The organism is Streptomyces sp. NPDC088354 (assembly GCF_044753585.1).
Lineage (GTDB): Bacteria > Actinomycetota > Actinomycetes > Streptomycetales > Streptomycetaceae > Actinacidiphila.
The window spans coordinates 450,135-472,793 of record NZ_JBIVNJ010000002.1 but is presented as its reverse complement, the minus strand read 5'-3'; the positions used below and the strand labels follow the sequence as shown (position 1 = coordinate 472,793).

The window sequence follows — 22,659 nt, the reverse complement described above, 5'->3', positions numbered from 1 at the left end:
CGCGCGAGCGCTGGCCCCGCGGACCGCGCCGGTGGGGGGTGTGGGGGCGGTGCGGGTGACCCCGGTTGCCTCACTCCACCCCGGCGGCCTGCCGCGAGACAGCGGGCCCCCTCGGACCGCGCTGCGCCAACGGTGGCCCGAGCACGGTGCCGCTTCTACCCCCCTCCGGGGATCAGGCGCATGACGAAACGGAGGGGGCGGGGTCGTAGGGGTGGGTGTTCTGGACTGTGGAGCATATTTGGGTGCATGACCCGGGGTGATCAGTTGAGGGTGCGTGAGGCACCGAAATGTGCTGTCCAGAATGGCCGGCCCCGGAGGCCCCGCACCCGGCCCCCACGAAACGCGCGCCGGGGTCACTGACTTCACGGGGCACCCGGGAGGGCGGGCGGGGGAAAGACCTCACGGGGTCCGGGGCCGCGCCCCGGGGCCGGGGTGGCGATCCACCTCGTCGCCTCCGGCGACGAGGTGCCCGTGCTCGCACATCAGCGCCACCTGCACGGACGCCCCGCACCCGTGGTGCGTCGCCAGCAGCGAGGGCCCCTCGGGATCGGCGAGATACTTGTCACCCCACGTGCGCAGCGCGCTGATCAGCGGGTAGAGGTCCTGCCCCATCGTGGTGAGGACGTACTCCGAGCGCCGGCGCGCGCCGGGTTCCTGGTAGTCGCGCAGCTCCAGCAGGCCCCGTTCGACCATGCCGTTCAGCCGGTCGCTGAGGACCGAGCGGGAGACGCCCAGGTGGTTCTGGATGTCGCTGAACCGCCGGACCCCGCGGGTGACCTCGCGGAGGATCAGCAGCACCCATGGCTGGCCGACGAGTTCGACGGCGCGCCCCACCGAGCAGTTCGAGACGTCCTGGTCGAGGTATTCCATGAGGCCGATCCTATCTGAGTTCTCCATGAGAACTCAGGGATGGTAGCGTGCGCCCCAACGGCTGAGTTCGAGAGTCGCACCCAGCCGAGGAGGGACACCCCACTCATGACACCCACGACCGCCGCCGGCGCGCCCGCCGCACCGGCGTCCACACAGAGCGAGCAGCCCGTTGCCGCCCGGCAGAGCCGGAGGCAGTGGATCGGATTCGTCGTCGCCAGCCTCGGCCAGATGGCGATGTTCGTGAACATCACCCAGACCGCGGCGGTCCTCGCGCCCCTCCAGCAGGACCTGCACGTATCCGGTGCCGCATTCGTCTGGATCGCCGGCATCTACTCGATGATGGTCGCGAGCTTCGTGCTCTCCGCCGGCACCGTCGGCGACATCCTGGGACGCCGCCGGGTCTTCGCCCTCGGCATGGCGCTCCTGGGCGCCGGAAGCCTCGTGGTCTTCCTGGCGTCCGGGGCCGGGACGGTGATCGTGGGCCAGGCGCTCATGGGCATCGGTGGCGCGGCGATCCTGCCCAACAGCCTGTCACTGGTGACCCACATGTTCCCCGACCCGCAGGAGCGGACCCGGGCGGTGGGCATCTGGGTCGCGGTGTCCGGGATCGGGCTCGCCTTCGGGCCCGTCGCGGCCGGGCTGATCCTGGAGCGCTTCTCCTGGAACGCGGTCTTCCTGGTCAACGTGGTCCTCGCGGTGGTCGTGCTGCTGCTCACGCCGCGCTTCGTCACCGAGAGCCGCCACCCGGGCCGCCACCTCGACCCGCCCGGCCTGGTGCTGGCCGTGATCGCGATCGGCGCGCTCAACTACGGTCTGGTCCAGGGCGGTCACAGCGGATACGGCACCTGGCAGGCGTCCGGCGCGTTCGTCCTCGCCGCCGTCGCGCTGGCGGCGTTCGTCGCGCACGAGTCCCGCACCCGCACGCCGATGCTCAATCTGCGGCTGTTCCGCAACCGGACCTTCGCCACGGCCAACGTCGTCGCCATGATCGGCCAGTACTCCTTCGTGGCCGTCGCCTTCGCCCAGGTGCTGTACTTCGAGCGGGTCCGGCACGAGTCGATCCTCGACGCGGGACTGCTGCTGCTGCCGGTGATGATCGCGTACGTACTGGTCAGCTACGTGGCCGCCGCCGTGGCCCGGCGCGTCGGCTTCAAGACGACCCTCGGCGCCGGGACGGTGCTCGCCGCGGTGGGCGCCCTGGCGATGACCGCGCAGACCCCCACCACGCCCGTCGTCGTCATCGCGGTGCTGATGGGCCTGTTCGGGGCCGGCGCGGGGCTCATCCTGCCCCCGGGGACGGCCGTGGCGGTCATCAGCGTGCCGCACACCGACGGCGGCATGGCCAGCGGCACGGTCAACCTCTTCCGCCAGGTCGGCGGAACCCTCGGCGCGACCGTCACCGGCACCGTCCTGACCAGCGGCCTCGCCTCACGGCTGCCGAACGCGCTCGCCGAGCGCGGCACCCCGTCCGCGGTCATCGGCCAGGTGGTCAAGGCGGTCGGCAGCGGCTCGTCCGGCGCGGGCCTGCCCGCGGGGCTGCGTGCCACCGTCGACTCCGCGGTCGGCGACGCGTTCTCGGGGGCACTGCACATCGCGGTGCTCATCCCGGGTGTGGCCATCGCCGCGGCGGCCGTCGCGGCCGTCGCACTGATCCGCAACCGTCCCACTCCGCAACAGCACTGAGGGAGCCCCGCCGTGCCCGAAGCAGCCCAGCCCGACTCCACCCCCGACGCCCACCTGGCCCCGGAGCGCGCGGGAGCCTTCCTCCGCGCCGTCGGGCTGCACCTCGACTCCGTCACCCCGACCGAGGTCCGCGGCCACCTCGAGGTGACCGCGGAGCACCACACACCGTGGGGCATCACCCACGGCGGGGTCCACACCACCGTCATCGAGAGCGTGGCCAGTGTCGGCGCGTCGGTCGCGGTGGAGTCCCGGGGGCAGTTCGCGGTCGGGGTCGGCAACCAGACGGACTTCCTGCGGTCGCACGTCACCGGGCGCCTCGACGTGGTCGGCAGGCCCATCCAGCAGGGGCGCAGCCTGCAACTGTGGCTCGTGGAGATCAACGACGAGTCCGGCAGGCCCGTCGCCCGCGGCCAGGTGCGGCTGTTCAACCGCGACCTGCCCGGTCACTGACCGGGGACGTCCGTCAGACCGGTGACCCGCAGGGTGAGGTTCAGCCGCCCGGCCGTGAGGCCGGTGGCCGGGTCACCGGTCCCGGGCAGGATCCTCGGGACCCCGTGGTACGCGAAGCGCGACGGCCCGCCGAAGACGAACAGGTCGCCGGAGGCCAGTTCCAGATCGGTGTAGGGGCGGTTGCGGTTCTCGGTGTTGCCGAAGCGGAAGACGCAGCTGTCGCCGATGGTCAGCGACACCACCGGGGCGCCGGACCGCTCGTCCTTGTCCTGGTGCATGCCCATCCGGGCGTCGGCGTCATAGAAGTTGATCAGAGCGGTGTCCGGTGCGTAGCCGTCGCCCGCCGAGGGGTCCTGGTACGCGTCCACCAGTGCCCGGCGGCCCAACTCGGCCAGCCAGTCGGGGAATTCCGCGACCCGGGCACCGTTCACGTCACCCGCCGTCCGGGTGTAGCGGTACGGCTGCCAGTGCCAGCCCACGCAGACCGTCTGCACCGACATCACACCGCCGCGCGGCAGCCTGGTGTGCCGCATGGGAACCGGCCCGGCGGCCCAGCCGCGGCACGCGGTCACGAGCCCGCGCTGCTCGTCCGGGCCGAGCCAGCCGGGCACGTGCACCGCGCCGGGTGCGACCTCCAGCCGGGGGCGGGGGATCAGGGCGTTCATCGGACGCCCCCCGCGGCGGTACGGACCACCCAGCCGCGGTCGAAGTGCCAGACGCCGCAGTCGGGCGCCGCCCCGCGCATTCCCTGGAGCGCGGCCGTGCCGGTCGCGGCCGCGATGCGGGGGTCGCCGAGCGCGGCGAAGCCGGCCGTGCGAGCGGCGTCCCAGCCGGTGCCGCGCCGCAGCCGGCGGACGAGCTGGGCCCATCCTCGGGGCGCCGCCGCGACCGCCCAGGCGTCGGGGGCGTCCGCGGTCAGCCGCTGGGCCGGCCGCAGCCAGGAGGCCGCCTCCTCGGGCCAGTCCACGACGGCGGCGATCTCGCGGCCCGCCGCGCGCCAGGCGGCCGCGAAGGCCACCGCGGCGTCTCGGGAGGCCGCGTCGCGGCTGTGACCGACCGCGACGACCCGCGCGCCGCCCAGCAGGCCGAGGACGGCGGCCAACTCCGCCGCCGTGTGCGCGGCGGGCGCGGGCGGTTCCTCCAGGACGGCGAGATCACCGGCCGTGAGGAGGGGCGAGGGCGGGGGCGCCTCGTTGTCGGGGATGCGGGGCAGTTCCATGGTCTCCGGGTCCCTGTTCGCTCGGCTCGCTTTCCATTGTGCGTACTGGCGGGGCAGGCACCGCGCGCACGGGTGGTGGCCCGCGGCCACCGCGGCGGCCTCGTCGGCGAAGAACACCCGCTCGCGGACGTAGCCGCCGCGGGCCAGCGCCCGCAGCGCGCTGGGGCAGTCCAGCCTGCCGTAGAGCCGGCCGCGCCGGTGCCCGCCGAGGGTGCCGGGCACGGCGCTCGGGTACGGCGCTCCGTCCGGTCCGGTCAGGGTGTAGGTGCGGAGGGGGCCGGAGCCGGTCACGTGGCGTCGTGGAGGACCAGCCCCAGCGTGTGCCGGCGGCCGGAGCGGACGGTGCTCACGCCGTGCCGCATGGGGGCGGCGGACCAGCCGCGCGCGGAGCGGACGGGGCGGTCGCGGGTGGTGAACACCAGCGCGTGGCCCTGGGGGAGCGCGGTGGACGAGCCCCGTGACTGGGCTCGCGCCCGCTGCTCGGTCATCAGGAACTCGCCGCCGGTGTAGTCGCCGCCCGGCCCGTCCAGGCCGATCACGACCTGGAGCGGGAAGACCAGTTCCCCGTACAGATCCTGGTGCAGCGCGTTCCAGTCGCCCGCGCCGTAGCGAAGCAGGATCGGGGTCGGCCGCCGCTGTCCCGCGGCGTGGCACATCCCCAGCCACTCCTCCAGGGTGTCCGGCCACGGCGCGGGGCGGCCGAGGCGGGCCGCCCAGTCCCGCGCGACGGGCAGCAGGCGGGGGTAGAACGCCTCGCGCAGTTCCCGTACGAGGTCCGGCAGCGGGTGGGCGAAGTAGCGGTACTGGCCCGAGCCGAAGCGGTGCCGGGCCATGTCGACGGTGGAGCGGAAGCGTGCCGGTTCGTCGTACAGTCCGGCCACCGCGCGGCACTCGGCGGGGATGAGGACGCGATGGGCGGTCAGGGCACTGCCGTACGCGTCGAGCTCGCCCGCGAGCGCGGGCCAGTCGGCGGCGGCGACCCGCTCGCGGGCCGCCGCCGGGGTGTGGGGGGTCGTGGTCATGAGGGTGCTCCCGGTCAGGCGGTGCGGCGGCCGGACTCCAGCGCCAGCAGGTGTTCCTTGCGGGACATGCCCCCGGCGTAGCCGGTCAGGGCGCCACTGGAGGCGACCACGCGGTGGCAGGGCCGGACGACCAGCAGCGGGTTGCGGCCGATCGCGGCGCCCACCGCGCGCGACGAGCTGCGCGGAATGCCGCACCGTTCGGCGACGTCGGCGTACGAGAGGGTCGTGCCGTAGCCGATGGTCTCCACGGTCTTCCACACCTGCTGCTGGAACGGGGTGCCGGCCGTGGTGAACTCGATGTCGAAGCAGGTCCGTTCGCCCGCGAAGTACGCCGTGAGCTGGCCGAGGATCTCGGCGAAGGCCGCCCGGTCCTCGCGCCAGCCGGCCTCGGGGGCCGCGACGCCGAACCTCTGCCCGGGAACGGACAGCGAAGTGAGCGCCGTGCCGCCCTTGGCCGTCGCCGACTCCTCTCCGACGAGCAGGAGTTCGCCGAGCGGGCTGTGTGTCGTGGTGTAGACCGTCATCGGTCCGGTCCTTCCGTCGTTCGTGCGGTACGGCTACGAGTCTGGCCCCCGGGCGGGGGACGGTGCTGGCGGGATTCGGACGTCGCATTCCCGCTGCCTGCATGCCAGGCCGGTCTGCCCCTCAGGTCACGGTCTGCCCGGCGTTCCAGAGGTGGTGCGCTGCGTAGGTGCGCCAGGGGCGCCAGGCCTCGGCCTCCTGCAGCGAGACGCCCGCCCGGGCGGCGCCCGCGCGCACCGCCACGTCGTCCTCCAGCAGGACGTCGGGGTCGCCCAGGGCGCGCATCCGCAGGTAGCCCGCCGTCCAGGGACCGATGCCGCGCAGCGCGAGCAGTGCCTTCTCCGCGGCGTCCCGGTCGACCCCCGGGTCGAGGGCGACGGTGCCGTCGGCCAGCGCGGCGGCGAGCCCGCGCAGCGTGTCCCGGCGGGCACCGGGCATGCCGAGTTCCGAGAGCGACGCCCCCGCGAGGGTGTCCACCGTGGGGAACAGATGGCTGAGGCCGCCGCTCGGCACGGGCAGAGGCGTCCCGTACGCGGCCACGAGCGCGGCGCCCAGGCGCCGCCCCGCGGCGAGGGTGACCTGCTGGCCCAGCACGGCGCGGACCGCCGTCTCGTGCGGATCGACGGTGCCGGGCGCGCGCAGTCCGGGGCGGAGCGCGGCCAGCGCCCCCATCGCCGGGGCGGCAGCGAGCCGTTCGGCCACCGCGTACGGATCGGCGTCCAGGTCGAACAGGCGCCGGACGCGCTGGGTGGCGGTCGTCAGGTCCCGCAGCTCGCTCAGGTGCAGGCGGCACTCCAGCCAGCGGCCGCCCTTGCCGGCGGTCTCGGCCACCTCGGCGACCGCGTGGCCGCCGGGCAGCCGCAGGGTACGCCAGTAGGTACGGCCGCCGGGGGGCCCGGTGACCTCCTCGATGCCCTGGAGGGCGCGGCGCTCCAGGTGGTCGAAGACCTGGCCGGTGTCGTAGGCGCCCCGATAGGCGAGCCGCAGCGGGATACCGGCGGCGGGGGACCCGCTCTCGCCGACGGCGGACGCGGAACGCGCACTGCCGGGCCTGGCCGCCCGCAGCTCCGTGGGCGTCATGCCGTAGATCTCGCGGACCGTGTCGTTGAACTGCCGCACGCTCGCGAAACCGGCGGCGAACGCGATCCCGGCGGCCTGCATACCGGTCGTCTGCAGCAGGATGCGCGCGGTGTGCGCCCGCTGGGCCCGCGCCAGGGCGATCGGGCCCGCGCCGAGCTCCGCGTTGAGCTGGCGCTGCACCTGCCGGGCGCTGTAACCCAGCCGCGTGGCGAGACCCGCCACGCCCTCGCGGTCCACGATGCCGTCGCCGATCAGCCGCATCGCCCGGCCGACGACGTCCGCCCGCACGTTCCACGCTGCGGAACCGGGCACGGCGTCCGGGCGGCACCGCCGGCAGGCCCGGAAACCGGCGCCCTGCGCGGCGGCCGCGGTCGGGAAGAAGCGCACATTGCGCTGCCGTGGCGTCACGGCGGGGCAGCTGGGACGGCAGTAGATGCCCGTCGTCGTCACCGCGAAGAAGAACTCCCCGTCGAAGCGGGCGTCCCGGCTGCGCACCGCCTCGTACCTGCGGTCGTTCATGGTCACCCCTCCACTGTGCGGCATCGCGCCCGCGAACACCGGCGGAAATCGGACACGGCCTTCCCGCGGGTCCGGCCGGCTCAGGCGCCCGCTGCCCTGCCCGCACGCTTGATCCGCCACGCGAACACCGCCGCGCCGAGGGGGAGGCCGACGAACCCGCCCAGGGCGGACCCGATGTCATGGGTGTCCGGCGAGACCCACGCCTCGACGGCGTCTCCCGGCAGCACCAGTGCCGGGGTGGCCAGAGCGGCGGCCGCGGCGGACCGCCGGCCCGGCGGCCGGGCCCGGTACTGTTCGGCCACCGGCACGCCCCCGGCGAGGACGCAGATTCCGAGGCTCAGGAAGGCCGCACCCGGCAGCAGGCCGAGCGCCCAGGCGATGAGTTCGAGGAGTCCCACGGGGACGAGGCAGATGAGCATGTGCGCGACCACGGCGGCGGCGAGGTCCCGGGCCCCGTACGGCACCGGGCCGGCTCCGGCGCTCCCCTCCTCGGCCATGCCGGGAGCGTACCGGGCACGGTGGGCACCCCCGTGACCTACGAGCGGTCCTGGCCGCGCGGCGGCGCGGGTGCCCACGGGGCGATGTCGCCGGCGGCGAGCCGGTCGAGCGCGGCGCTGAGCCGGCGGCACACCTGCTCGGTCTCCTGACGCGAACGGTCCCGTTCGGTGATGGTCGCGGCCAGCAGGAGGGCGGTCAGCGCCACCGACCCGTTGAACGCCTGGAGGGCGACCATCGTGGCGAGGAGGGTGTGACCGGCGAACGGACCCGCCCCGTCGGCGGCCGCGACGACGGCGAAGAGGGAGACGACCGCCGCGCAGGGCGCCGCGCCCGCGAGCCGGAAGCGGAAGGCGGCCCAGATCAGGACCGGGAAGACCAGGAAGAGCAGCCCGAGACCGCTCCGGGTGGCCACTCCCGCGACGATCACGGTGCACACCAGCAGTGCCGCCGCCTCGGCCCAACGCAGCGGCACGACCCCGCGCGGCCACCGGTACGCGCGGGCGGCCAGCAGCAGGGGCGCGATGACCAGCACGCCCATCGCGTCCCCGGTCCACCACACCGACCAGGTCCGCCAGAAGTCACCGGCGGGCACGGCTCCGGCGGCCACCAGCACCGCGCTGCCGAGGGTCGCGCTGACGAGCATCCCGCCCAGGGCGCCGAGGAAGACCAGTGCCAGCGCGTCCCGCAGCCGGTCCAGTTCGGGGCGGAAGCCGACGTGCCGCAGCAGCAGGCATGCGCACACCGGGGCGATCGTGTTGCCTGCGGCGATGGCGGCGACCGGGAGGATCGAGGGTCCGATGGCGAGGTTCACCAGGAACGCGCCGACGGCGACCCCGGGCCACATCCGCACCCCCCACAGCAGCAGGCCGACCACGGCGATCCCGGTCGGCGGCCACAGCGGGGTGACCTGGCCGCGGACGAGCTGCTGCATCAGTCCCAGGCGCGCGGAGCCGTAGTAGACCGCGCCGACGACGGCGATCCGCAGGACGAGCACCGCCCAGCGCCGTGGCCCGCGAGCCCCGCCGGGCGGTTCGGTACGGAGTCGGGACATGGCATCAGCGCCCTGCGGTCGTCTGCTGTGCGACTGATGTGCGGGGAATTCCCACGCTACCGCCGCCTCCGTCCCCCGGCAGGCCACCCGGGGGCGGTGGTGCGGGCGGGAAATGGTTACGGGCTTGTCGTACGTGCGCACTACAGTCCGCACAGCGAACGCACAACATCAACAGGCAACAGGGGTGGGACCGGATGAGCACGTCGAGGCGTATGCGCCTTGCCGCCGCGGTGGGGGCCGCGGCCGTCGCACTGATCGCGACGGCCGGCTGCGGGGCGGCGCACGACACGGCGAAGGCCGTGGGCAAGACGGACACGATCGCGAAGATCCTCGCGCGGGTCACGGACCGCACGGAGAAGGTCGGGTCGGCGCAGGTCAGGTTCGTCACCGACCCGGGGCAGGGCAGCCCGGTCACCATGACGGGCACCTACTCGTGGGGCAAGGGACTCGCCTACGACGTCATGATGGACACCAAGGCCGCTCAGATGCAGTCGGTTCAGGACGCCCCGACGCTGCGGGCCCTGCTGGTGGACGGTGCCTACTACTACAACGTGGACCCGCAGCCCGCCGGCCCGCTGAAGGGCAAGCACTGGATGCGCGTCGACGTGTCGGCGCTGCTGGGCGAGAAGGGCGCCGCGGCGGTCGAGAAGAACGGTGACCCGACGGCGGGGCTGCGCTACATCGGCATGTCCAAGGACGCCGAGGACCTGGGCGAGGAGCCGGTGCGCGGCATCAAGGCGCATCACTACCACGTGACCCTCGACAAGGACGACCTGGGCGCCGGGATGTCCGCGGAGGACAAGAAGAACCTCATCGGTTCCATGGTCGGTTCCGGCGGCGGCATCGACATGGACGTCTGGGTCGACGGCAAGGACCTGCCGGTCCGGCTCATCCAGGTGATGGGGAAGGTGAAGGTGACCGCGGACTTCCTGAAGTTCGGTCACGCCAAGACGGTGACGGCGCCCCCTGCGTCGGACACCGCTGACGTCAGCGCCCAGGTGAAGGCCGCCCAGCCGGGCTCCTGACCGCCTGCCTCCGCTTCACGAACGCCCCCGTCCGCGTGCCGCGGACGGGGGCGTCCGCGTGTCCTGACGTGGGCACGGCCGCGGTCCAACCACCCCGTTTTTAAGTTAATTAGCAATTAATATTGACAGGCTTCGGGTGTCCCGCCACAGTTTCCGCCGTGGGCACCGGCGCCCGGCACGACCGAGGCGGGGTGCCCTGTGCACCCAACTCTCGGGAGAACTCAGTGGCTTCGCATCGTGCAAGGACGGCGCGCGGGCGGCGTTCCGCGGCGGCGCGCGGCCGCGTCCGCCGGACCGCTCTCTGAGCGTCGCGCTCCGCGTCCCTCCCGTACCGCTCGACCTGTTCCGCCGGCTTGTTCGCTTCATCAGGTGTGCCCTCGGGGCCCGTTGGGACCGGGGCACGTCCTGCCAGAAATAAATTAGTAATTAATCTTGACGGGGCGCAGACGCCTGCGACAGGCTTCTCCTGCCGCACCCAGAGCGGGCCGTCAGGGGGCCTCAGCTCCGTTCCGTGGGCACATTAGGAGTACACAGATGACCGCCATCAACGCCAGCCGCCGCCGGTTCCTCGTGGGAGCCGGCGCAGTCGGCGCCGGCGCGCTGCTCAGCAGCTGCGTCACCCAGAGCCCGGCCGCATCCGGAGGAAAGTCCGGCGGCCCGGTGACCCTGCAGTCCAACCTCTCCTCCCCGCAGGCCAAGACCGCGATGCAGGAGATCGTCGCCGCGTTCGACAAGCGCGGGAAGACCAAGGCGCAGCTCAACACGGTCGCGTCCGAGACCTTCCGCACCCAGCTGCCGACCTACCTCACCTCGGCCAACCCGCCGGACGCCTACACCTGGTACCCCGGTTCCGTCGCCGAGTCGTACGCCAAGAAGGACCTGCTCCTCGACATCAGCGACGTCTGGGAGAAGCCCGAGCTCGCCGGGTACTCCGACGCCCTGAAGAAGCTGTGCACCTCGGCCTCCAGCGGCAAGAAGGTCTTCGTGCCCACCAGTTACTACTGGTGGGGCATGTTCTACCGGAAGTCCAACTTCGAGAAGTGGGGCGTGCAGGAGCCCAAGACCTGGGACGAGTTCCTGGACCTGTGCGACAAGCTCAAGAGCAAGGGTGTCGCCCCCATCGGCCTCGGCGCGGGCGGTGACACCCCGTGGGTCGCCTCCGCATGGTTCGACTACCTGAACATCCGGGTCAACGGTGCCACCTACCACCGCGAACTCCTCGCCGGGAAGCACCGCTTCGACGACCCCGAGGTCCGCAAGGTCTTCGACACGTGGGACCAGGCGCGCCCGTTCTTCGACCCCAACGGCACGGCGATCCCCTTCCAGGACGCCACCACCGCGCTCCTCCAGGGCCGCACCGGCATGATGCTGATCGGCACCTTCTTCGCCGACGCCGCGCCCAAGGACGCCCTCGGGGACCTGGACTTCTTCCAGTTCCCGATCATCGACCCGAAGGTGCCGGTCGCCGAGGAGGCGCCCACCGACGGCTACTTCGCCAGCGCCCGAACCCAGCGCGCCGACGGCGTCAAGGAGCTGCTGCGCTACCTCGCCACCGCCGAGGCGCAGGAGCTCTACCTCAAGAGCTCGTCCGGCACCACGCTGCCCACCCACCCGGACGCCAAGGACAGCGGCACCCCGCTGGTCCTCAAGGGCCGCAAGCTCATCGAGAGCGCCGCCGACCTCACCCAGTTCTTCAACCGGGACTCCAGCGACGCCCTCCAGCCCACCGCCGACACCGCGCTCGTGCACTACCTGGCGAAGCCCAAGGAGATCGGCTCCATCCTCACCACGTGGCAGCGCAGCGCGCAGAAGATCTGGAGCCAGTGAGCATGGCTCTGATCGGCTCCGCACGACGGTCCAGGGCCACTCGGGTGCCCCCGGTGGTCCTGGCCTTCGTCCTCGTCCCGCTGCTCGCCGAGGCGTTCTGGGTCTTCTGGCCGGCCCTCCAGGGGTTCTACCTCTCCCTGACCTCCTGGGACGGCCTGTCCACGCCGACGTTCGTCGGCCTCGGCAACTTCAGCGAGATGGTGCACGACGAGGTCTTCCGCACCGCCGCGATCAACACGGTGCTGTGGCTGCTCCTCTTCGGCGGGCTGTCGGCCGGTCTCGGACTCGGTGCCGCGCTGCTGCTCCAGCAGGAGCGGCGCGGCATCGGGTTCTACCGGGCGGCGCTCTTCCTGCCGGTGGTCTTCTCACTGGTCGCCACCGCCCTGGTGTGGCAGGCGATGTACCAGCCGGACGGCCTGATCAACAACGTCCTCGGGGCCGTCGGCCTCGGCGGCTGGAAGCACGCCTGGCTCGCCGACCAGGACACCGCCTTCTACGCGGTGATCGTGCCCGCGCTGTGGCGCCAGGTCGGCTACGTGATGGTGCTGTACCTGGCCGGCCTCAAGGGCGTCGACCCGGCGCTGTACGAAGCCGCGAAGGTCGACGGCGCCGGCCGCTGGCAGCAGTTCCGGCACATCACCCTGCCGCAGCTGCGCAGTGTCAACGCGGTCGTCCTTTCGGTGATCGTCATCGACTCGCTGCGCTCCTTCGACGTCGTGTGGGCGCTCACCCGCGGCGGCCCGTACCACTCCTCCGAACTGCTGAGCACCTACATGTACTCCACCGCGTTCCAGTCCCTGCGGCTGGGATACGGCTCCGCGCTCGCCGTCGTCATCTTCGTGCTGGCCTTCGGCGTCATCGCGAGCTACCTCGTGCGCGCCTTCAGGGAGGCCGACTGATGACCGCCACCCACGCCGCCGCGCGCGTCAAGGACCCGGACGGCCCGGCGGACCGGACCGGAGAGGACCCGGCCGGGCAGCTCCGCCGTTCTCCGGGGCGCGGCCGCGCCCTGCGCACCGCCGGTTTCCACCTCTCCGCGGGCCTGCTGTCCGCGCTGTGGCTGCTGCCGATCGCCCTCGTCCTGGTCACCAGCACGCGGACGTTCGACGACATCGCCGCGCACGGCGTCGGCAGCTGGCCGCACTCGTTCACCTTCGACAGCTTCCGCCAGGCGTGGGTGGACGGCGGCCAGCAGCGGGCCCTCATCAACAGCATGCTGGTCACCCTTCCCACCGTGGCGCTCTCGCTCGGCCTCGCCTCCATGGCCGCCTTCGCGCTCAGCCGCTACGACCTGCCCTTCCGGCGCGTCCTGCTGCTGCTGATGCTCGGCGGCAACCTGCTGCCCCCGCAGATCCTGCTGATCCCGGTCTCCAAGCTGAGCGAAGTGCTCGGCATCTACGACCAGCTGTACGCCCTGATCGGTGTGCAGGTCGGCTTCGGCGTCGGGTTCTACGTCTTCGTGCTGCACGGCTTCATGCGGTCGATCCCCGGCGAGATCCAGCAGGCCGCCGTCATCGACGGCGCGAACCCCTGGCAGATCTACTGGCGGGTCATCCTGCCGCTGGCCCGCCCGGCGCTGGCCGCGCTCTGCGCGCTGTCGTTCACCTGGATCTTCAACGATCTGCTGTGGGCCATCACGGTGCTGCGCACCGACACGCAGATGCCCATCACGGCGTCCCTCATCGGACTCCAGGGACAGTACGTGTCGATGTGGAACGTCATCGCCGCCGGCTCGGTGATCGCCGCGGCCCCGACGGTGGCCGTCTTCCTCCGCTTCCAGCGCCACTTCGTGGCCGGACTCAACCTCGGAGCCGTCAAGTGACCGCGCACGACCGGTGGCTGCTGCGCACCGACACCACCACCTACGCCGTCACCCTCGGCGGCGAGGGCCGCTGGGCCGAACTCGCCGCCTGGGGGCCGCACGGCGCGGAGGACGGCCCGTCGCCCATGGACTGGTCGCGCCGCACCCACTTCATCACCCCCGCGGACGCGGCACCGGCCGAGTACATCCCGTACGGGCTGCGGCCGTTCACCGGCGCCGACCTGATCGCCTCCCGCCCCGGCGGCGACCGCGGCAGCTGGTGGCGGTTCGAGGGGGCCACCCCGGACGGCGACCGGGCGCTGCGCCTGGACTTCGCCGACGACCTCCTGGGTCTGCGCACCACGCTGTGCTACGAGACCGTGCCCGGCACCGACGTCGTCCTGCGCTGGACGGAGCTGACCTGCACCGGTGAGCACGAGGTCCGCCTGGAGCGCTTCGACTCCGCGGCCGTCAACGTCCCCGTCCAGGGCGGCGCGCGGCTGACCTACCTGGCCGGCCAGTGGTCGCAGGAGTTCCAGCTCAAGGACGTCACGCTGGAGCGCGGCCGTTTCGAGATGGAGAGCACCCAGGGCTCGGCGGGCCACGCCTACCACCCCTGGCTCGCCGTCCAGGACGCTGCCGCCCCCGCCGAGGGAGCCACGCCCACCTACGGCATCGCCCTGGAGTGGTCCGGCAACTGGCGGATCACCGCCGACGCCGAGCCCGGCGGCGCGGTGCGGGTGCGCGCCGGCCGGGTGCCCCACGAGGGCGCCGTCCGCCTCGCCCCCGGTGCCACCCTCGTCACGCCCCGGCTGGCCTGCGCGTTCAGCCCCGACGGGCTCGACGGACTGGCCCGCGTCTGGCACCGCTACGAGCGGCACCTGACCGGCGAGCGGATCGACCGGCCCCGCAAGGTGCTCTACAACTCCTGGGAGGCGACCGGCTTCGACGTCGACGCCGGGAACCAGCTGGAGCTGGCCAAGGTCGCCGCCGAGCTCGGCGCCGAACTCTTCGTCGTCGACGACGGCTGGTTCACCGGGCGCCCCGACGACACCGGCGGCCTCGGCGACTGGGACCCGGACCCGGCCGAGTTCCCCGGCGGCTTCGACCGCTTCGTCGAGGACGTGCGCGCTCTCGGCATGGACTTCGGCCTGTGGGTCGAGCCCGAGGGCATCAGCCCCCGCTCGAAGCTCTACGCCGAGCACCCCGAGTGGGTCTACCGCATCGACGGCCGCCCGGCCACCCTCGTGCGCAACCAGTTGCTGCTGGACCTCGGCCGCGAGGACGTCCAGGCCTTCGTCATCGGCACCCTCGACCGGCTGCTCGGCTCCCACGCCATCAGCTACCTCAAGTGGGACATGAACCGGCCGCCCACCGAGCGCGGCCGCCCCGGTCACGCCGCGGGCGCCGACCCCGAGCTCCAGGACCTCGACGCCGCCCACATCGCCGGGTACCTGAGGGTCCTGGACCACCTGCGCACCGCCCACCCGCACGTCACCGTCGAGGGCTGCGCGGGCGGCGGCGGCCGGGTCGAGCACGCCACCATCGCGCGCACCGACGTGGTGTGGCCCAGCGACAACACCGCGCCCATCGACCGGCTGCGCATCCAGTACGGCTACCTCCACGCGCACGCCCCGCACACCATGAGCTCCTGGGTCACCGACGCCCCCGGCGTCTTCGACCCGCGGCCCCGCTCGCTCGCCTTCCGGTTCGTCAACTCCGCGGCCGGGGTGCTCGGCATCGGTGCCGACATCCGCCACTGGACGCCCGAGCAGCGCGCCGAGGCGGCGCGGTGGATCGCCCGCTACAAGGAGATCCGCGACGTCGTCCACCACGGCGAGGTCCACCTGCTGGGCAGCCCCGCCGACCCGACCTGCGGCGTCCAGTACGAGGAACCGGGCGGCGCGCGTGTGGTGGTGACGGCGTGGAACACCGGGCCGCTCGACGGCGCGCCCCTGGTGCCCGGCCGGCCCGCCCGCCTGCGCCTGCGCGGCCTGCCGCCGGACGCCGCCTACACGGACACCGCCACCGGCACCCGCTACAGCGCCGCCCATCTGGCGCACTCCGGCCTGCCGTTCGCATGGACGGCGCAGCACGACGCGGAGCTCGTCGTCCTGGCCCGGCAGTGACGATCCGGCGAGAATCTGCACACCAGCGATGAAACAGGAGACGACCAGCCCCATGAACCCAGCGGCCCGCTTCACCCACCGCGTCGCCGTCGTCACCGGAGCCGCCTCGGGCATCGGCGCCGCATCGGCGGCGCGCCTGGCCGCTGAGGGGGCGGCCGTCGTCCTCGTCGACATCGCCGCCGAGCGCGGCGAGGAGACCGCCGCGCGGCTGCGCAAGGACGGCGCGCGCGCCGCCTTCGTCGCCGCCGACGTCGCGAGCGAGGACGACTGGCAGCGGGTCACCGACGCCGCGCACGGCTTCGGCCCCGTCGACGTCCTGGTCAGCAACGCGTACACGGTCCAGGTCGCCCCCGCGCACGAGACCAGCCTCGCCTCCTGGGAACGGCAGTTGTCGGTCAACCTCACCGGCGCCTTCCTCGGCTTCAAGGCCGTGCTGCCCGACCTGCGCGAGCGGCGTGGCGCGGTGGTGCTCACCTCCTCCGTCCACGCCCACCGGGGCATTCCCGGCCACCCGGCCTATGCGGCCAGCAAGGGCGCGCTGCTGTCGCTGTGCGGCCAGCTCGCCGTCGAGTACGGACCGGAGGTCCGCGTCAACGCCGTGGTCCCCGGGCCGATCCTGACCGCCGCGTGGGACCGGGTACCGCAGGCCGAACGCGAACAGAGCGTCGCCGAGACCGCGGCCGGCCGCTTCGGCACTCCCGAGGAGGTCGCCGCCGCCGTCGCCTTCCTCGCCGCCGAAGAAGCCTCGTACATCACCGGAACGAGCCTGCTCGTCGACGGCGGCTGGAGCGTCGTCAAAGCCTCCGCCTGACGGGTACGCCCCGACGGAGCCGGCCGAGACGACGGTCCTGCCCCCCGACCAGCAAGAAAGGCATACACATGACGCCATACGCGCGCCGCGGAGTGCACGGCCAGACCGTGGAGACCCTCGCCCGCCGAGTGCTCAGCGGCGAGATCCCCGAGGGAGCGACGCTCGACATGGCGGCCCTGCAGAGCGAACTGGACGTCAGCCTGACGGCCCTGCGCGAGTCGCTGAAGGTGCTCGCGGCCAAGGGCATGGTCGACGCCCGGCAGAAACGCGGCACCTTCGTGCGGCCGCGCGCCGACTGGAACCTGCTCGACGCCGACGTCCTGCGCTGGCAGTTCTCGGAGAACAACGGCAACGGAGCCGACCTGGCGCTGCTGCGCAACCTCGGCGAGGTCCGCGGCATCATCGAACCCGCCGCCGTGCGCCTGGCCGCGGCCAGGCGCACCGACGAGGACCTCGAAGCGCTGGACGCGGCCCTGGCAGCCATGAGCGAGGAGGGCAGCGCGAGCCACGCCGTCGAGGCCGACCTCGCCTTCCACCGCGCGCTGCTGGCGGCCACGCACAACGAGTTGCTGGAACGCATGGAGATGGTCATCGAGTCCGGTCTCGCCCAGCGCGACCAGATCGTGCACAGCGCCCCCCACAGCGAGGACCCCGTGCCGAGCCACCGTGCCGTCCTGGACGCCGTGCGCGACCGGGACGCGGACGCGGCGGAGCACGCCATGCGCGCTCTGCTCGACCAGGCCGTGCGCGACCTGGACAAGGTCAGCGGCCCGCGCGGCTCGGAACAGCCCCCCACCGAAGAGAAGGACGACCCCGCAAAGTGAAGATCGCGCGCATCGAGACGTTCCTCGTGCCGCCCCGTTGGCTGTTCTGCCGCATCGAGACCGACGACGGCGTCGTCGGCTGGGGCGAACCCGTCGTGGAGGGCCGCGCCGAGGTGGTGCGGGCCGCCGTGGAGGTGCTGGCGGAACAGCTCATCGGCAAGGACCCGTTGCGCATCCAGGACCACTGGCAGGTGCTGACCAAGGGCGGCTTCTACCGCGGCGGCCCCGTGCTCTCCAGCGCCGTCGCCGGCATCGACCAGGCGCTGTGGGACATCGCGGGCCGCACCCTCGGCGTTCCCGTGCACACCCTGCTCGGCGGGCCGGTGCGCGACACCGTCCGCGTCTACGCCTGGGTCGGCGGCGACGAACCGGCGCGGCTGAAGGACGAGATCACCGCCCAGATCGAGGCCGGCTTCACCGCCGTCAAGATGAACGCCGCGGGCGCCACCCCGCCGCTCACCAGCCCCGCCCAGACGGCCGCCGTCGTCGAGCGGGTGACCGTCGCCCGTGAGGTGCTGGGCGCGCACCGCGACGTCGCCGTCGACTTCCACGGCCGGTTCAGCGCGGCCAACGCGCGGCGGGTGCTGCACGAGATAGCCCCGCTGCACCCGCTCTTCGTCGAGGAGCCCGTGCTGCCGGACCAGGCGCATCTGCTCCCCGGGCTGGTCGCCGCCTCCTCCGTCCCGCTCGCCACCGGCGAACGGCTCTACGGGCGCTCGGAGTTCCTCTCCGTGCTCAACGCGGGCGTCGCCGTGGCGCAGCCCGACCTCTCGCACGCGGGCGGCATCTCCGAGGTGACCCGGATCGCCGCGCTCGCCGAGACCTTCGGAGCCCACCTCGCACCGCACTGCCCGCTCGGGCCCATCGCGCTCGCGGCGAGCCTCCAGGTCGCCTTCGCCACGCCCAACTTCCTGATCCAGGAACAGAGCCGGGGCATCCACTACAACAAGGACGCCGACCTGCTGTCGTACCTGGTCGACACCGAGCCGTTCCGCTTCGTCGACGGCCAGGCCCGGCGCAATGAGGCGCCCGGTCTCGGCATCGACATCGACGAGCAGGCCGTGCGCGCCGCCGACCGCGCCGGGCACGCCTGGCGCAACCCCGTGTGGCGGCACGCCGACGGCTCCTTCGCCGAATGGTGACCACGTCCCGGCCGGTGCCGCTCACCGTCGCCACCGACCCGGCGCACGGCGGCCGGTGGACCTCGCTGTCCGGCGGCGGCCGTGAATGGCTCTGGCACCGCGAGGAGCCGCGCCGCGCGGGCGCCGCGCCCGGCGACGCCTTCGCCGACGCCGGGGGTCTCGAGGAGTGCGTGCCCACCGTGCGAGGCGTCCCGGACCACGGGGACGCCTGGTCGCGGCCGTGGCGGGCGGAGGGCGACGGGTACGCCGTGCAGTGCCCCGGCTTCCGGCTGACCCGGCGCGTCACCACCGAGGCGGGGTCCGTCGTCGCCGCGTACACACTGCGCGCCGAGCCCGGCCACCGCTTCGTCTGGGCCGCCCACGCCCTGCTGGACCTGTCGCCCGCCGCCCGGCTGGGCGTCGACGGGGCCGCCGCCACCTGGCTCTACCCGGACGAGGGCGCGACCCGGGTCCCCGGCACCTGGCCCCGGGTGGGCGGTGTCCCGCTCGACATGCTCGGGCCCGACGACGGGACCGCCGTCGGCGCCGTCGTCGACACCGCCCGGGTGACGGTGACCGACGGTCCCGACACGCTGCACCTGGCCGTCGAGGCGGAGGGGCAACCGGTCGCCGTCGCGCTCTGGCGCAACCTCGGCGGCTTCCCGGCCGGCGCGCCGTACCGCTCCATCGGCGTCGAGCCGATGCTGGGACGGGTCTTCGACCGCGAGGGCGCCGATGAGGGCGACACGGCCGTCGTGCCCGCCTCCGGCGAGGTCTCCTGGCGGCTGACCGTCACCGCGACCCGCCGCACCTGAACCACCCACCAGCAGAAGGGATGTCGGATGGACCTGCTCGCCGCGCTGCGCGCCCACCGGCTGCTCGCCATCGTCCGGGGCAACGACCCGGACGCCGCACTCAAGACCGTGCTGACCCTCGCCGAGGAGGGCGTCACCCTCATCGAGGTCTCCCTCACCGGACACGGCGCGCTCGACGTGATCGCGCAGGCCCGCGCCGCGCTCGGGCCCGGGGCGACCCTCGGTGCGGGCACCGTGCTCAGCGCCGACGACGCGCACGCCGCCCACCGGGCCGGTGCCGCCTTCCTCGTCACCCCCGCCCTCGGCGAGGGCGTCGCCACCGGCCGTGACCTCGGACTGCCCGTCCTGGCCGGTGTGATGACCCCGACCGACATCCTGCAGGCGCAGCGGATGGGCGCGCAGGCGCTCAAGCTCTTCCCCGCCGGCAGCGCGGGCGGTCCGAACTACCTGCGGGACCTGCGCGCGCCCTTCCCCGACCTGCCCTTCGTGCCGGTCGGCGGGGTGGACGCGCCCGCCGCCGCCGCGTACCTGGCCGCCGGAGCCGTCGCGGTCGGCGTCGGCTCGCCGCTCGTCGCGGACGCGGCCGCCGGGGGCAGCCTCGCCGCGCTGCGGGAGCGGGCCCGGGAGTTCCTCGACGTCGTCCGCGAGGAGCCCGCGCCGTGACGGCCGCCGGCACCGCCTACGAGGTCCTCGGCGACGAACGGCTCGAACTGGGCGAGGGCATCCGCTGGACGGACGGCCGCGCCGTGCTGACCGACATCCTCACGGGCCGCCTGCTCGCCGCCCCCACCTTCGAGGCCGTCGCCGAACTGGCCGTCCCGCTCGGCGCGGTGGCCCCCGTCGAGGGACACCCCGGCCACTGGATCGCGGCGGCCGGCACGGGCATCTGCCGCATCGACCCCGCCGGGCGCACCCGCTGGCTCGCCCGGCCCGAGGACGGCGCGCCCGAGCCCATGCGCATGAACGACGGCGTCGCCGACCCGTACGGCCGCTTCTGGGCGGGCAGCATGGCCTACGCGACGACGGAGGACGCCGGCTCCCTGTACCGCGTGGACCGCGACGGACACGTCACGCGCGCGCTGCACGGCATCACCGTGCCCAACGGGCCCGCCTTCACCGCCGACGGCCGCACGATGTACCTCGCCGACAGCGCCCGCGGCGTCGTCCGGCGCTACCCGGTGGACGTGGCCACCGGTGAACTCGGCTCGCCCGAGACCTTCGTGACCCTGGACTCCGGCAGCCCGGACGGCATGACCGTCGACGCCGAGGGCGCCCTGTGGACCGCTGTCTGGGGCACCGGTCAGGTGCGTCGCCACCTGCCGGACGGGACGCTCGACCGGGTCCTGGAGTTCCCCGCCGTCCAGCCCGCCGGCCTGTGCCTCGGCGGCCCCGACGGCCGCACCCTCCACGTCACCAGCGCCACCATAGGCCTCGCCGCCCCGGGCCCGTTCGACGGTGCCGTCTTCACCGTCCGTGTGGACGTGCCGGGTACCCCCGTCGCGCCGTACCGCCCGGCCGGACCCGAGCCGGAGGACGGCCCGTGACCACCGACTCGGTGAACCTCGGCCCGGGCCCCGTGGTCTGCGTCGGGGAGACCATGGCCGCGCTCGTGCCCGATCCGCTCGGTCCGCTGGAGAGCGCGGACCGCCTCGGGGTGGCGGTCGCGGGCGCCGAGTCGAACGTCGCCCTCTACCTCGCCGATCACGGTGTGCCCGCGCGCTGGGTCTCGGCCGTCGGTGACGACCCGTTCGGCCGCCGCGTCCGCGAGCGGATCGCCGCGGGCGGGGTGGACGTCAGCGGCGTACGCGTCGACCCGGACCGCCCCACGGGGCTGCTGTTCAAGGACCCTGGGGAGCACGGCACACGCGTGCACTACCGGCGCCGCGACTCCGCGGCCTCGGCGCTCGGCGAGGACCTGCTCGACGGCCCGGCCCTGCACGGCGCCGCGCTGCTGCACCTCAGCGGGATCACGCCCGCGCTGTCGAGCAGTTGCCGTGCCCTCGTCGAGCGCGCGCTGCGCCCCGGACGGCCGTGCCCCGTCAGCTTCGACGTGAACCACCGCCCCGCCCTGTGGAGCGACCGTGCCACCGCGGCCGACGTGCTGGGCACCCTCGCCGACCGCGCGGACATCGTGTTCGTCGGCCTGGACGAGGCGCAGGCGCTGTGGGGGGACGCCGTCACCGACGCGCCTTCGGTCCGCGCGCTGCTGGCCGGGCCGCGGGTCCTCGTGGTGAAGGACGGCGCGCGGGCCGCGACCGCCTTCGTCGGCGCCGACGCGCACACGGTTTCCGCACTGACCGTCCGTGTGGCCGAACCCGTGGGCGCCGGCGACGCGTTCGCCGCCGGCTTCCTGGCCGGCCTCCACCGGGGCCTCCCCGTCGAGCCCGCACTCCGCCTCGGCCACCTCACGGCCGCCTCGGCCCTCCGCGTCCCCGCCGACCACGGCCCGCTGCCGCCGGCCGACGTCCTCGCGGCCCTGCTCGACGCGGACGAGACGACCTGGAGGGAGGCTTCCTTCGGCTGCGAGGCGCCTGCCGATCAGGGGGAACGGGTGGCCTGACGCGGTCGTCGCCGGGCTGAGGGCGGCGGGAGACGGCCCGATGCCCGGCCCGGCCGCCCCGTGCGACGCCGCGTCCCGTCGGTGTCGCCCCCACGTCGCAGATCGGGAAGGCATTCCGCGACCGGCAGTCGCCTGCCGTGAACGGTCGGCCGGCCTTGCGGTGGGACACGAAGACCTCCGTGCGGTGGAGTCCCGGACAGCTCCACCACACCGGAGGCCTGCGCCTTGACCAAGCCCGGGACCGGTGTCGACAACGTCCGTGATCAGTGCACCCGGGCGCCGGGCACGGAGTCCACCCTCGGGCGCCCGAGCCGGTTCGCCGCCCGTGCCCGGCCTCGGAGTCCGAGCAGACGCACGGGCCCGTCAGCACGGCCGCGGGGACCGCGCGCCCTGCGACCGCGCGGCGGGTCCGACGCGCTCCCGTCGTCGCCGAAGCCCTGACCCGAGGGGTCAGTTCCGACCGAGGGCCCGTTCCAATTCGGCCTTGTTCATGTGCGAGCGGCCGTCGATGTTGCGCCGCCGCGCCTCCGCGTACAGCTGGTCGTACGTGGGGCCCTGCGTGCCGTGGCCCGAGCGCAGGCCGCCGCGGCGACCGGAGGAGATGTCGTCCACGGAACTGCGGCTCGCGGTCCGGGACTCGCCCGCGCGGGCGCGCTCCTTGTTGACGGTCCGGGCGGCGATCTCCTCCGCGCGCCTCTCGCTCTCGCCGCGCTCCTTGGCGCTCTCCTTGATGTGTTCGTACTGCCGCTCGCGCTTGGGGCTGGAACCTGCCGGCATGACCGTCACCTCACCTTTCCTATGCGTGTTCCCGTGTGCTCCGCGTCGTTCCCGC

At 73.8% G+C, this 22,659-nt stretch carries 23 protein-coding genes; 14 read left to right on the top strand and 9 right to left on the bottom strand.

The features are described 5' to 3' along the window. Positions 1 to 399 precede the first annotated feature (399 nt). Positions 400 to 870 carry a helix-turn-helix domain-containing protein gene (locus ACIP98_RS05460; protein WP_319660476.1) on the bottom strand — a complete coding sequence of 157 codons (471 nt, stop codon included), beginning with the start codon at positions 868 to 870 and terminating at the stop codon, positions 400 to 402. Positions 871 to 975: 105 nt separating this feature from the next. Here ACIP98_RS05460 and ACIP98_RS05455 point away from each other — a divergent pair, with 105 nt between their 5' ends. Next, positions 976 to 2,553, top strand: a complete 1,578-nt coding sequence (locus ACIP98_RS05455) for an MFS transporter (RefSeq protein WP_401973863.1) — start codon at positions 976 to 978, stop codon at positions 2,551 to 2,553. Positions 2,554 to 2,565: 12 nt separating this feature from the next. After that, positions 2,566 to 3,003, top strand: a complete 438-nt coding sequence (locus ACIP98_RS05450; protein WP_319660474.1) for a PaaI family thioesterase — start codon at positions 2,566 to 2,568, stop codon at positions 3,001 to 3,003. Here ACIP98_RS05450 and ACIP98_RS05445 read toward each other — a convergent pair. The 7 genes from ACIP98_RS05445 to ACIP98_RS05415 all read right to left on the bottom strand — a co-directional run bounded on the left by ACIP98_RS05445 (position 2,997) and on the right by ACIP98_RS05415 (position 8,914). Beyond that, positions 2,997 to 3,668, bottom strand: coding sequence for an alpha-ketoglutarate-dependent dioxygenase AlkB family protein (locus ACIP98_RS05445; RefSeq protein WP_401973861.1), 672 nt, complete (start codon positions 3,666 to 3,668; stop codon positions 2,997 to 2,999). The two genes, ACIP98_RS05450 and ACIP98_RS05445, sit on opposite strands and share 7 nt — an antisense overlap. Further along, positions 3,665 to 4,513 (bottom strand): ABC transporter substrate-binding protein, encoded by an 849-nt coding sequence (locus ACIP98_RS05440; RefSeq protein ID WP_401973860.1) that lies wholly within the window; start codon positions 4,511 to 4,513, stop codon positions 3,665 to 3,667. Before ACIP98_RS05440 ends, ACIP98_RS05445 begins: the two co-directional genes overlap by 4 nt. Then, entirely contained in the window at positions 4,510 to 5,244 is a 735-nt protein-coding gene (locus tag ACIP98_RS05435; RefSeq protein ID WP_401973858.1) for a 2OG-Fe(II) oxygenase, read from the bottom strand. The genes ACIP98_RS05440 and ACIP98_RS05435 overlap by 4 nt, the downstream gene beginning before the upstream one ends. A 14-nt stretch (positions 5,245 to 5,258) precedes the next feature. Continuing rightward, entirely contained in the window at positions 5,259 to 5,768 is a 510-nt protein-coding gene (locus ACIP98_RS05430) for a methylated-DNA--[protein]-cysteine S-methyltransferase (RefSeq protein ID WP_319660470.1), read from the bottom strand. 121 nt (positions 5,769 to 5,889) lie between these two features. Next, positions 5,890 to 7,365: an AlkA N-terminal domain-containing protein gene (locus tag ACIP98_RS05425; RefSeq protein WP_401973856.1), complete on the bottom strand. Its 1,476-nt coding sequence runs from the start codon at positions 7,363 to 7,365 to the stop codon at positions 5,890 to 5,892. 80 nt (positions 7,366 to 7,445) lie between these two features. Then, positions 7,446 to 7,862 (bottom strand): hypothetical protein, encoded by a 417-nt coding sequence (locus ACIP98_RS05420; RefSeq protein ID WP_401973854.1) that lies wholly within the window; start codon positions 7,860 to 7,862, stop codon positions 7,446 to 7,448. 38 nt (positions 7,863 to 7,900) lie between these two features. After that, the gene (locus ACIP98_RS05415) at positions 7,901 to 8,914 is read right to left on the bottom strand and encodes an MASE1 domain-containing protein (protein ID WP_401973853.1); all 1,014 of its coding nucleotides are present in this window, start codon (positions 8,912 to 8,914) and stop codon (positions 7,901 to 7,903) included. Positions 8,915 to 9,108: 194 nt separating this feature from the next. Between ACIP98_RS05415 and ACIP98_RS05410 the strand changes: the two genes are divergently transcribed. The 12 genes from ACIP98_RS05410 (at position 9,109) to ACIP98_RS05355 (ending at position 21,827) form a co-directional block, all read left to right on the top strand. After that, positions 9,109 to 9,939 (top strand): hypothetical protein, encoded by an 831-nt coding sequence (locus ACIP98_RS05410; RefSeq protein WP_319660466.1) that lies wholly within the window; start codon positions 9,109 to 9,111, stop codon positions 9,937 to 9,939. 534 nt (positions 9,940 to 10,473) lie between these two features. Beyond that, positions 10,474 to 11,766: an ABC transporter substrate-binding protein gene (locus ACIP98_RS05405; RefSeq protein WP_319660465.1), complete on the top strand. Its 1,293-nt coding sequence runs from the start codon at positions 10,474 to 10,476 to the stop codon at positions 11,764 to 11,766. A gap of 2 nt (positions 11,767 to 11,768) precedes the next feature. After that, positions 11,769 to 12,665: a sugar ABC transporter permease gene (locus ACIP98_RS05400; protein ID WP_319660742.1), complete on the top strand. Its 897-nt coding sequence runs from the start codon at positions 11,769 to 11,771 to the stop codon at positions 12,663 to 12,665. Next, positions 12,665 to 13,588: a carbohydrate ABC transporter permease gene (locus tag ACIP98_RS05395; RefSeq protein ID WP_319660464.1), complete on the top strand. Its 924-nt coding sequence runs from the start codon at positions 12,665 to 12,667 to the stop codon at positions 13,586 to 13,588. Before ACIP98_RS05400 ends, ACIP98_RS05395 begins: the two co-directional genes overlap by 1 nt. Beyond that, positions 13,585 to 15,696, top strand: a complete 2,112-nt coding sequence (locus tag ACIP98_RS05390; RefSeq protein WP_401973851.1) for an alpha-galactosidase — start codon at positions 13,585 to 13,587, stop codon at positions 15,694 to 15,696. The genes ACIP98_RS05395 and ACIP98_RS05390 overlap by 4 nt, the downstream gene beginning before the upstream one ends. Positions 15,697 to 15,748: 52 nt before the next feature. Next, complete coding sequence (locus ACIP98_RS05385) at positions 15,749 to 16,507, top strand: SDR family oxidoreductase (protein ID WP_319660462.1); 759 nt, start codon at positions 15,749 to 15,751, stop codon at positions 16,505 to 16,507. Between the two features lie 68 nt (positions 16,508 to 16,575). Then, complete coding sequence (locus ACIP98_RS05380; protein ID WP_319660461.1) at positions 16,576 to 17,331, top strand: FCD domain-containing protein; 756 nt, start codon at positions 16,576 to 16,578, stop codon at positions 17,329 to 17,331. Then, on the top strand, positions 17,328 to 18,473 hold the full coding sequence (dgoD, locus tag ACIP98_RS05375) for a galactonate dehydratase (RefSeq protein ID WP_319660460.1): 1,146 nt from the start codon (positions 17,328 to 17,330) through the stop codon (positions 18,471 to 18,473). The genes ACIP98_RS05380 and dgoD overlap by 4 nt, the downstream gene beginning before the upstream one ends. Further along, positions 18,467 to 19,267 (top strand): hypothetical protein, encoded by an 801-nt coding sequence (locus ACIP98_RS05370; RefSeq protein WP_319660459.1) that lies wholly within the window; start codon positions 18,467 to 18,469, stop codon positions 19,265 to 19,267. The genes dgoD and ACIP98_RS05370 overlap by 7 nt, the downstream gene beginning before the upstream one ends. 27 nt (positions 19,268 to 19,294) lie before the next feature. Further along, complete coding sequence (locus tag ACIP98_RS05365) at positions 19,295 to 19,930, top strand: bifunctional 4-hydroxy-2-oxoglutarate aldolase/2-dehydro-3-deoxy-phosphogluconate aldolase (protein ID WP_401973849.1); 636 nt, start codon at positions 19,295 to 19,297, stop codon at positions 19,928 to 19,930. Then, the gene (locus ACIP98_RS05360; protein WP_401973847.1) at positions 19,927 to 20,811 is read left to right on the top strand and encodes an SMP-30/gluconolactonase/LRE family protein; all 885 of its coding nucleotides are present in this window, start codon (positions 19,927 to 19,929) and stop codon (positions 20,809 to 20,811) included. Before ACIP98_RS05365 ends, ACIP98_RS05360 begins: the two co-directional genes overlap by 4 nt. Beyond that, positions 20,808 to 21,827, top strand: coding sequence for a sugar kinase (locus tag ACIP98_RS05355; protein WP_401973846.1), 1,020 nt, complete (start codon positions 20,808 to 20,810; stop codon positions 21,825 to 21,827). The genes ACIP98_RS05360 and ACIP98_RS05355 overlap by 4 nt, the downstream gene beginning before the upstream one ends. A gap of 450 nt (positions 21,828 to 22,277) precedes the next feature. Here ACIP98_RS05355 and ACIP98_RS05350 read toward each other — a convergent pair whose 3' ends face one another. Further along, positions 22,278 to 22,604, bottom strand: a complete 327-nt coding sequence (locus ACIP98_RS05350) for a plasmid stabilization protein (RefSeq protein WP_319660455.1) — start codon at positions 22,602 to 22,604, stop codon at positions 22,278 to 22,280. Between the last annotated feature and the right edge of the window lie 55 nt (positions 22,605 to 22,659).